General features: G+C 68.0%; 6 protein-coding genes and 2 pseudogenes. 1 reads left to right on the forward strand and 7 read right to left on the reverse strand.

Going from position 1 to position 8,208, the window contains the following annotated elements; genetic code table 11:
• Positions 1 to 334: 334 nt before the first annotated feature.
• From ACFV6H_RS36950 to ACFV6H_RS36965, 4 genes and pseudogenes are all read right to left on the reverse strand, one after another.
• Positions 335 to 2,020, reverse strand: coding sequence for a ribonuclease J (locus ACFV6H_RS36950; protein WP_093592975.1), 1,686 nt, complete (start codon positions 2,018 to 2,020; stop codon positions 335 to 337).
• A gap of 196 nt (positions 2,021 to 2,216) precedes the next feature.
• The gene (gene dapA / locus ACFV6H_RS36955; protein ID WP_093592978.1) at positions 2,217 to 3,116 is read right to left on the reverse strand and encodes a 4-hydroxy-tetrahydrodipicolinate synthase; all 900 of its coding nucleotides are present in this window, start codon (positions 3,114 to 3,116) and stop codon (positions 2,217 to 2,219) included.
• Positions 3,117 to 3,324: 208 nt separating this feature from the next.
• Positions 3,325 to 3,774 (reverse strand): annotated as a pseudogene (thyX, locus tag ACFV6H_RS36960) (FAD-dependent thymidylate synthase); the annotation flags it as partial.
• A gap of 3 nt (positions 3,775 to 3,777) precedes the next feature.
• Positions 3,778 to 4,539, reverse strand: a pseudogene (locus tag ACFV6H_RS36965) (FAD-dependent thymidylate synthase); the annotation flags it as partial.
• Positions 4,540 to 4,804: 265 nt separating this feature from the next.
• Between ACFV6H_RS36965 and ACFV6H_RS36970 the strand changes: the two are divergent.
• The gene (locus tag ACFV6H_RS36970; RefSeq protein ID WP_093592984.1) at positions 4,805 to 5,353 is read left to right on the forward strand and encodes a PH domain-containing protein; all 549 of its coding nucleotides are present in this window, start codon (positions 4,805 to 4,807) and stop codon (positions 5,351 to 5,353) included.
• A gap of 125 nt (positions 5,354 to 5,478) precedes the next feature.
• Here the strand turns inward: ACFV6H_RS36970 and ACFV6H_RS36975 are convergent, their stop codons facing one another.
• The 3 genes from ACFV6H_RS36975 to ACFV6H_RS36985 all read right to left on the reverse strand — a co-directional run bounded on the left by ACFV6H_RS36975 (position 5,479) and on the right by ACFV6H_RS36985 (position 8,067).
• Positions 5,479 to 5,931, reverse strand: coding sequence for a hypothetical protein (locus tag ACFV6H_RS36975; RefSeq protein ID WP_385551155.1), 453 nt, complete (start codon positions 5,929 to 5,931; stop codon positions 5,479 to 5,481).
• Between the two features lie 5 nt (positions 5,932 to 5,936).
• A complete protein-coding gene (gene dapB / locus ACFV6H_RS36980) occupies positions 5,937 to 6,689 on the reverse strand; it encodes a 4-hydroxy-tetrahydrodipicolinate reductase (RefSeq protein ID WP_385551157.1) in 753 nt (250 codons plus the stop codon).
• Positions 6,690 to 6,759: 70 nt separating this feature from the next.
• The gene (locus ACFV6H_RS36985; RefSeq protein ID WP_385551202.1) at positions 6,760 to 8,067 is read right to left on the reverse strand and encodes a M16 family metallopeptidase; all 1,308 of its coding nucleotides are present in this window, start codon (positions 8,065 to 8,067) and stop codon (positions 6,760 to 6,762) included.
• Positions 8,068 to 8,208: the final 141 nt, after the last annotated feature.

Raw genomic sequence — 8,208 nt, forward strand, 5'->3', positions numbered from 1 at the left:
TTCCGGTCGGGCCCGGGGTATCAACATATCTGGCGTTGACTTTTGGCACGCTGTTGAGTTCTCAAGGAACGGACGCTTCCTTCGTACTCACCCTCACGGGCTTTCCTCCGGGCATTTCCCTTCGGTCTTGCTGTCTTGCGTCTCCGACTTTATCAGAGTTATCTGAGCCGGATTTCCCTCTGTTCGGGGAAGGGCTCCAGGCACTTGGTTCGCCCGGGCTTCCCCCTCAGGTGGAGCCATAAACGTACTGGAGCGGGGGGCGTCGATGCAAATCGAGGCCCCCCGCTCCCGTAGGCGGCGTCAGATGTCGGCCACCGGACGGCAGTTGCCGACGTCAGACCTCGACCACCACGGGGAGGATCATCGGGCGTCGGCGGTAGGTGTCGGAGACCCACTTGCCCACCGCGCGGCGCACGAGCTGCTGGAGCTGGTGCGGTTCCGCGACACCATCCTGGGCCGATCTGGCGATCGCCTCTTCGAGCTTGGGGAGCACGGCGGCGAACGCCGCGTCCTCGATGCCGGATCCACGCGCGTGGAAGTGCGGACCGCCGACGACCTTGCCGGTGGTCGAGTCGACCACCACGAAAACCGAGATGATGCCCTCGTCGCCGAGGATGCGGCGGTCCTTGAGGGAGGTCTCGGTGACATCGCCGACCGAGAGGCCGTCGACATACACATAGCCGGCCTGGACCTTGCCCACGATCTTGGCCTTGCCGTCGACCAGATCGACCACCACGCCGTCCTCCGCGATGACGATGTGGTCCTTGGGGACTCCCGTCAGGGCGCCCAGTTCGGCGTTGGCGCGCAGATGGCGCCATTCGCCGTGGACGGGCATCAGATTCTTGGGCTTGCAGATGTTGTAGAAGTACAGGAGCTCGCCGGCCGAGGCATGGCCGGAGACATGGACCTTGGCGTTGCCCTTGTGGATGACATTCGCGCCCCACCTGGTCAGGCCGTTGATCACGCGGTAGACCGCGTTCTCGTTGCCCGGGATGAGCGACGACGCCAGGATCACCGTGTCGCCCTGGACGATCCGGATCTGGTGGTCGCGGTTGGCCATGCGCGAGAGCGCGGCCATCGGCTCGCCCTGGGAGCCCGTGCAGACGAGCACGATCTCGTGCTCGGGGAGGTCATCCAGAGTCTTGACGTCGACGACCAGGCCCGCCGGGACCCGGAGATAGCCGAGATCGCGTGCGATGCCCATGTTGCGGACCATCGAGCGGCCGACGAAGGCGACCCGGCGGCCGTGTTCATGGGCGGCGTCGAGGATCTGCTGGATCCGGTGGACATGGCTGGCGAAGCTGGCCACGATGATGCGCTTCTGGGCGCTGCCGAACACCTGCCGCAGGACGTTCGAGATGTCCCGCTCGGGCGGGACGAAGCCCGGGACCTCGGCGTTGGTGGAGTCCGCCAGCAGCAGGTCGATGCCCTCCTCGCCGAGCTTGGCGAAGGTGGGCAGATCGGTCAGTCTGCGGTCCAGCGGGAGCTGGTCCATCTTGAAGTCGCCGGTGTGGACGGCCATGCCCGCGGGAGTGCGGATGGCGACCGCCAGGGCGTCCGGGATGGAGTGGTTGACCGCGACGAATTCGCAGTCGAAGGGACCGATGCGCTCGCGGTGGCCCTCGGTGACCTCAAGGGTGTACGGGCGGATGCGGTGCTCCTGGAGCTTCGCCTCGATCAGCGCGAGCGTCAGCTTCGAGCCGATCAGCGGGATGTCCGCCTTCAGCCGGAGCAGATACGGGACACCGCCGATATGGTCCTCGTGGCCGTGCGTGAGCACGATCCCGTCGATGTCGTCCAGGCGGTCCCGGATGGTGGTGAAGTCCGGCAGGATCAGGTCGATGCCGGGCTGTTCCTCCTCCGGGAAGAGCACGCCGCAGTCGACGATGAGCAGACGGCCGTTGTACTCGAAGACCGTCATGTTGCGGCCGATCTCGCCAAGGCCGCCGAGCGGAGTGACGCGCAGGCCGTTCTTGGGCAGCTTCGGCGGGGCACCGAGTTCAGGATGCGGATGACTCAAAAGACTCTCCTCACCACACGCGCCACGTACCGCTGAGGCACGTGGCGCGCATGACATTCGTGCACTTGCTGTTGTCTGTGTCTGTTGTCTGTGTCTGTTGTCTGTGTCTGTTGTCTGTGTTGACCGACCCATCGGTTTGCCGACGGGTGTGTCGATGTGTCTGTTGTCTTCGCTTATTCAGTTGTGAAGTCAGTGATTAGAGCTGTACCCCGCCGGCCACGAGATCGATCTTGAGCTGGGCGGTTTCCTGGGGTGACAGCTCCACGAGCGGAAGCCGGAGCGGTCCTGCGGGCAGCTTCTGGAGCGTGAGGGCGGCCTTGGTGGTGATGACGCCCTGTGTCCTGAACATGCCGATGAAGACCGGGAGCAGCTTCTGGTGGATCTCGGTGGCCTTGTGGACATCGCCGGTGAGGTGGGCGTCGAGCAGCTCGCGCAGCTCCGGGGCGACGACATGGCCGACCACGGAGACGAAGCCGACCGCGCCGACCGAGAGCAGCGGCAGATTGAGCATGTCGTCGCCCGAGTACCAGGCCAGACCGGACTGGGCGATGGCCCAGCTCGCACGGCCGAGGTCGCCCTTGGCGTCCTTGTTGGCGACGATGCGCGGGTGCTCGGCGAGACGGACGATCGTCTCGGTGTCGATGGGGACACCGCTGCGGCCCGGGATGTCGTAGAGCATCACCGGCAGGTCCGTGGCGTCGGCGATCGCGGTGAAGTGCCGGAAGAGACCTTCCTGCGGCGGCTTGTTGTAGTACGGCGTCACGGCGAGCAGGCCGTGCGCGCCGGCGCGCTCGGCGGCTCGGGCGAGCTCCAGGCTGTGGCGGGTGTCGTTGGTGCCGACGCCCGTGACGACATGGGCCCGGTCTCCGACCGCTTCCAGGACGGCCCGTACGAGCTGGTCTTTCTCCGCGTCACTGGTGGTCGGCGACTCACCGGTGGTGCCGTTCAGGACCAGGCCGTCATTGCCCGCGTCCACGAGATGGACGGCGAGCCGCTGGGCGCCGTCGAGGTCGAGTGCGCCGTCCGCCGTGAAGGGCGTGATCATGGCGGTGAGGACCCGGCCGAAGGGGGTCTGCGGAGTGGAGATCGGAGCCATGGGTAACACGCTACTCGCTGCTCAGCTCACCGTGTCCCTTTGGGGGACGGGACAAGAGGAGCCCGGCACTGCCTGCTCGGGGGTTCAAGCAGTGCCGGGTCCGTTTGATCAGCCTAGATGAACTTCTCGAAACGCCGCAATCCGGGCGCTTCGCCCGACCGATCGCACACCTGTGCTCAGGCCCGTCCTGGACACGCCCGGACAGGGTCTACGGGGCGATTCGGCCGTTGGCGTTGAAGGCCGCATGGGTGAGAGGCATGAGCTTCGCCCAGTGCTCTTCCATCCGCTCTCCGACCATCTCGATCTCCCGCTGCGGGAAGGACGGGATCTTCGCCTGTTCGTGCTGGGTGCGCAGACCGAGGAAGTGCATCAGCGAGCGCGCGTTGCACGTCGCGTACATCGAGGAGAACAGCCCGACCGGCAGGACCGCGCGGGCCACCTCGCGGGCCACGCCCTCGGCCAGCATCCGCTGGTACGCCTCGTACGCCTGGAGGTAGGAATCCCGCATCGCGCGCCCGGTGAGCTCCTGCTGGGCGGCGCTGCCCGGTACGAATTCGTACTTGCCGGGCCTGCCCTGCTGGACCAGCTTGCGGTCCTCGGCGGGGACGTAGAAGACCGGCTGGAGGTTGCGGTAGCGGCCCGACTCCTCGTTGTACGAGTTGTGTACGACAATGCCGTTCGCGAGGAAGTTGTGCCAGGGGCCCTCGACGGACAGGTCGTACGTCATCTCCTCGCCGTCGTCGGCGATCGAGACGATCACGTCCGGCGCGGCGTTACGTTCCGTGGCTTCGGCCAGTACGGCGTCGCCGGTCGTCAGCTCACCGGCCTTCCGCCAGCCGTCCGGCGTCAGTACGGCGTGGTCCACCGTGGCGCGCAGCACCCGCCCGGCGGCCGTAACGATCCTGATCAGCGGCTTCACGCCCGACTCGATGACATCGACGATCCGTGCCCGGCGCGCGGTCAGCGTCTCCTCGTCGTAGCAGCGGACCTGCTGCGGACGGTCCCCGGCGTCGAGATGCCAGAGCCGGTGGAGATCGGCGATGGTCCTGCGGTGGAGCGTCCCCGATTCGCTCTCCAGGGTGATCCCGGTGTCGCCCGCGACGCACCAGCCCACGCGGTGGCGCATGAACTCGCGGAAGACGAAGATCGGAGCGCTGATGAAGAAGGTCATCGAGTTGTGCTCGAAAGGGCTGCCGTGGCGGTCCCGCATCAGAAAGTTGATGAGTCCCTTCGAGCGCTCGGGATCCTTCGACACCTCTTCCAGGGACTGCTCTCCCGCCGTGGAGACGCGCGCGGCCCACAGCACATCGGTGTCGCTGGCGGAGTGCTTCAGCAGCTCGACGGTGACATCGCCGCGGAAACTCGGCTTCGTCTCCGCGGGAGTGTCGGCGGGAGTGTCGCTCACCGGCGGTGGTCCTTCCATTCGCGTCGCTCGGGCGGCGCCCACTCTACGTGGCGGCTCCGACAGTGCGGGCCGGGCGGCCACGGGTGGCCTTCCTTGGTCAATCCGGGGAATTCGGGCACCGAATGACGTTGTCGTGCGTCCTACTCGGTAACAACTTCCCCAGGAGCGGCGTGCGTCACAAGGCGCTGACTCGTCCGGCCCCCCTGGGGTGGTCCGGTGCGGTGCGCGATCGATAGCCTCACCGGGCACAGCAATCGAGCGTGCTTGTGAGTGAGGATCAGTCGTGCCCCTGCCCTTCCTGACGGCCGACCGGGCTTTTGACGCGACCACCGAGGATGTCGCGCTGCCGTTCGACGATCACGATCATTGGCGGCGTCCGTACCGCCCCGGCCCCTGGCGGGTGGTGGCGGCGGCGCTGCTTCTGCTGCTCGCCTCCTTCGTTCTGCTGGCGACGATGATCATCGCCTTCGCCGGTGCTCTGCCGGGCACCGTGGTGTGTCTGGCCGTCGCCTCGGTGATGATCGCCGTCGCGCTGCGGCTGCTGCGGGTCGGCGCCTGGGTGAGCCGGCACGGAGTGCGGCGGGTGGCGCTGCTGAGGACCACGACGGTGGCGTGGGACCAGATCACCGCCGTACGGACGGTCCAGCAGCCGGTGCGCTGGCTCGGGCTGCCGCGTACGGTCCAGGGCCAGGCGCTTGTCGTCGTACGCCGGAAGGGTGAGGCGCTGCCGGTGCTGACCGATCACAACGGGGACTTCCTGGCGCGGCCTGAGGCCTTCGACCGGGCGGCCGACACGGTCGAGGCCTGGGGCGACGAGTACCGCCGTCCCTGACCTGACGCGCCCCTGACCTGGGGACCGTGGGCGCGTACAGCCCGTACACAGTCGAGCGGGGTCCTGCCTGGAGAGGCCGGACCCCGCTCTTCGTGTTCGACGCTCTTCGTGTTCGACGGCTCGGCTCAGGCCCGGACCGGTTTGCCGTCGTGGAGCGCGATGGCCCGCTGCATCGCCTTGCGGGCGCGCGGCGTGTCGCGGGCGTCGTGATAGGCGACCGCGAGCCGGAACCAGCAGCGCCAGTCGTCGGGCGAGTCCTCCGTCTGGGCCCGGCGCTCGGCGAAGACGGCGTCCGCGGACTCCCGGTCGATCCGGCCGCCGGCCGTACGGACCAGTTCGTCCAGCGGCAGCCCGCCCTCGGCATCCAGCTCCGCGGCCAGCCGGTTGGCGCGGCTGACGAACTGGGTGTTCTTCCAGAGGAACCAGACGCCGATGACCGGCAGGACCAGCACCGCCGCTCCGAGGGCGACGGTGATGACGGTGCCCTGCTGGATCAGCAGTACACCGCGGCTGCCGACCAGGACGAAGTACACGACAAGGACGGCGGCCGTGACGCAGTAGGCGATCTTCGCGCGCATGGCTGTCAGTTCAGATCGAGGAAGTGTTCCAGGCCGTAGGTGAGCCCGGGAGTGGAGACCACACGGCGCACACCGAGCAGGATGCCCGGCATGAAGCTGCTGTGGTGCAGGGAGTCGTGGCGGATGGTGAGTGTCTCGCCCTCGCCGCCGAGGATGACCTCCTGATGCGCCAGGAGACCGCGCAGCCGTACGGAGTGCACCGGCACCCCGTCGACATCCGCGCCGCGCGCGCCGTCCAGCGCGGTGGCCGTGGCGTCGGGCTGTGGGCCGAGCCCCGCTTCCGTACGGGCCGCCGCGATGAGCTGGGCGGTGCGGTGGGCGGTGCCGGAGGGCGCGTCGACCTTGTTCGGGTGGTGCAGCTCGATGACCTCGACGGACTCGAACCAGCGCGCGGCCGTCTCGGAGAACTTCATGGTGAGTACCGCGCCGATGGAGAAGTTCGGTGCGATCAGCACACCGGTCTCCGGAGCGGTGTCCAGCAGGCCACGGACCTGCGCGAGCCGCTCGTCGTTCCAGCCGGTGGTGCCGACGACCGCGTGGATGCCGTGGCGTACGCAGAAGCCGAGGTTGTCCAGCACCGCGGCGGGCGTGGTCAGCTCGACCGCGACCTGGGCGCCGGACTCGGCCAGGGCCTCCAGCTTGTCGTCCCGGTCGAGGGCCGCGACCAGTTCCAGGTCGTCCGCGGCCTCGACGGCCCGTACGGCCTCGGAGCCGATACGGCCCTTGGCACCGAGGACGGCCACACGCAGCTTGCTCATTGCTCTGCTTCCTTACGGCTTCGGCTTGGCTACGGCTTCAAGACGCCGGTTGCGGTCTGCGGGATACGGCTCAGGAGACGGCCTCGTCAAGGCGCGCTGCCTGCTTGTCCTTCAGCGGGCCTATGACGGACAGCGAGGGACGGTGTCCCAGTACATCGCGGGCCACCGCGCTCACCTCGTCCGGGGTGACCGCGGCTATCCGGCCCAGCATGTCGTCGACCGACATCTGGGCACCCCAGCACAGCTCGCTCTTGCCGATGCGGTTCATCAGCGCGCCGGTGTCCTCAAGGCCGAGGACCGTGGAGCCGGAGAGCTGGCCGACGGCGCGGTGGATCTCATCGTCGCTGAGCCCTTCGGCGGAGACCCGGTCGAGTTCGTCGCGGCAGATCTTCAGCACATCGTGTACCTGGCTGGGCCGGCAGCCCGCGTACACCCCGAAGAGCCCGCAGTCGGCGAAGCCCGAGGTGTACGAGTACACGCTGTAGGCGAGCCCGCGCTTCTCCCGTACCTCCTGGAAGAGCCGGGAGCTCATCCCGCCACCGAGGGCGGTGTTCAGTACGCCGAGGGCCCAGCGGCGCTCGTCGGTACGGGACAGTCCCGGCATCCCGAGGACCACATGCGCCTGCTCGGTCTTGCGGTCGAGCAGATCGACGCGGCCCGCGGTGCGTACGGTGCGCCGGCCCTCGCGAGGCGCCACGGGCGTGGCGTCCGTACGGGAGAGGGCGTCGGCCTTGTCGAACGCCTTGCGAACCTGCCGTACCACCGTGGCGTGGTCGATGTTGCCCGCGGCGGCGACGATGAGATGCCTCGGGTCGTAGTGCTTCTTGTAGAAGCGCGCGATCCGGTCGCGGTCCAGGCTGTTGATGGTCTCGACGGTGCCGAGGACCGGCCGGCCGAGCGGAGTGTCGCCGAACATGGTGTGCGCGAAGAGATCGTGCACACAGTCGCCCGGGTCGTCCTCGGTCATGGCGATCTCTTCGAGGACGACACCGCGCTCGGCGTCGACGTCGGCGGCCTCGATGAGCGATCCGGTGAGCATGTCACAGACGATGTCGATGGCCAGCGGCAGATCGGTGTCGAGCACCCGCGCGTAGTAGCAGGTGTACTCCTTCGCCGTGAAGGCGTTCATCTCACCGCCGACCGCGTCGATGGCGGAGGAGATGTCCAGGGCGCTGCGCCGGCCGGTGCCCTTGAAGAGGAGGTGCTCCAGATAGTGGGTGGCGCCGTTGAGGGCGGGTGTCTCGTCGCGCGAGCCGACCTGGACCCAGATGCCGAAGGTCGCCGAGCGGACCGAGGGCAGGGTTTCGGTGACGACGCGCAGACCGCCGGGGAGAGTCGTACGGCGGACCGTGCCGATGCCGTTCTCGCCCTTGAGCAGGGTTTGGGTACGGGCGACGGCCCGCGCCTCCGAGGAGGTGCGGGGCGACCCCCCGCCAAACCACCCCCCAACGGAGCGGCGTCAACACGCCAGTAAGCAGACCCCGGCCACAAAAACCCCCAAACACAACAGAATGAGATC

The sequence above is a fragment of the Streptomyces sp. NPDC059743 genome (assembly GCF_042732975.1).
Taxonomy (GTDB): Bacteria; Actinomycetota; Actinomycetes; order Streptomycetales; family Streptomycetaceae; genus Streptomyces.

Excerpts from the sequence above, each read along its gene's own strand:
- dapA (WP_093592978.1), bottom strand. The coding sequence starts at position 3,116 with ATGGCTCCGATCTCCACTCCGCAGACCCCCTTCGGCCGGGTCCTCACC.
- ACFV6H_RS36975 (WP_385551155.1), bottom strand. The coding sequence starts at position 5,931 with ATGCGCGCGAAGATCGCCTACTGCGTCACGGCCGCCGTCCTTGTCGTG.
- dapB (WP_385551157.1), bottom strand. The coding sequence starts at position 6,689 with ATGAGCAAGCTGCGTGTGGCCGTCCTCGGTGCCAAGGGCCGTATCGGC.